2 protein-coding genes are annotated in these 1,277 nt (G+C 61.7%); both read right to left on the bottom strand.

The genetic code is table 11. The features are described from left to right. The coding region (locus ACXRVY_RS29760; protein ID WP_458239047.1) for a cytosine permease at nt 1-330 on the bottom strand (330 nt) is incomplete at its 3' end. A 5-nt stretch (nt 331-335) separates the two neighbouring features. Next, a complete protein-coding gene (locus ACXRVY_RS29755) occupies nt 336-1,013 on the bottom strand; it encodes a cysteine hydrolase family protein (RefSeq protein WP_223463140.1) in 678 nt (225 codons plus the stop codon). Nucleotides 1,014-1,277 lie beyond the last annotated feature (264 nt).

Raw genomic sequence — 1,277 nt, 5'->3', positions numbered from 1 at the left:
GAAGAAGCCCAGGTAGATCAGCATCACGAACAGCAGCGGTAACACCGCCCCTAGCACGCCGAATTGCGCCCGGCTCTGGATCATTTGCGGAATGCCCAGCTTCGGTCCCTGGGCCGAATGGGAGGCCATGAAAATCGCCCCCAGCAACGAGCCGATGATGATCGCCAGCGCACTCCAGAACAGGTTGAGCCCCATCACCACCGGCAACACGCCGGAGGCGATGGTGGTGATGTTCATGTTGGCGCCGAACCAGATATAGAACAGCGAACCCGGCTTGCCGTGGCGTTCGGTCTCGGGGATGAAATCGATGCTTCTTTTTTCGACTTGCATGACGATCACTCCTGAGTCCGGACGAGACGGGATTGCAGACGGGCGATGGTGCTTTGCAGTTCATGGGGCTGGTGGGCAAACAGGTCCGGCTGCTCGGGGACCAGGCTGATGTAATCGCGGTGTTCCAGGGCGCGCTGGCACTGGGTCGTGGTGAGGATTTCCAGCGCGTAGACCCAGTTGGCCAGGATCAGCAGGGCCGAGTAATGCCCGGCCCCGGTGGTCGTGGTGCAGGCATCGCTGACCAGGCGCACGCGATAACCCAGGGCGAAGGCATCGAACACGCTGGTCAGCACGCAGACGTCGGTCAGCACGCCGCAGACGATCAGCGTGTCGACCTCCATTGCCTTGAGTCGGGCATCGAGGTCGGTGCGGTGAAAGGCACTGTAACGGCCCTTGTCGATGATCAATTCACCGGGCTGTGGCGTCAGCGACCCGATGATTTCCACTTGCCGGGTGCCGGCGCGGTAACTGCCGGGGCCACCGTCGGCGGCCAGGGGTTCGCCGTGGGGCAGGTCACTGCCGTCGGCTTGATTGATGTGGCGGGTATAGATGACAGGCATCCGCTGATGGCGGGCGGTATCGAGCAGGGCGGCGGTATGGGCGACCACCCTGTCGAAGTTTTCCAGGACGAAGCCGTCCTCCTGCTGCATGTCGATGATCAACAGCACGTTGTTATTGTTCATTGGGCAAACCTGATCAAGGCGAAACACGATGCACCGTACGCGCCATGCAATGGCGAGACGCGGGGTGCGTGATTGGCTGTTCGGGTGGGCTCAGTGAACTATTTGCCAGAAGCCGTTCTGCTTGGCCGAAACGCTGGCGCGCAGGCGCTTGAAATGCAGGTGCGAAGCGGTCCATCCGCCGCGCAGGTAAGCCCGCGCGGCGCTGGAGGGAAGGGCGAGTGATGGGAGACGACCAGTCATCATTGGAATCGACCTTTGTAGGAG

The organism is Pseudomonas sp. P5_A2_2, assembly GCF_054177685.1.
This window is presented reverse-complemented; position numbering and strand designations above follow the sequence as displayed.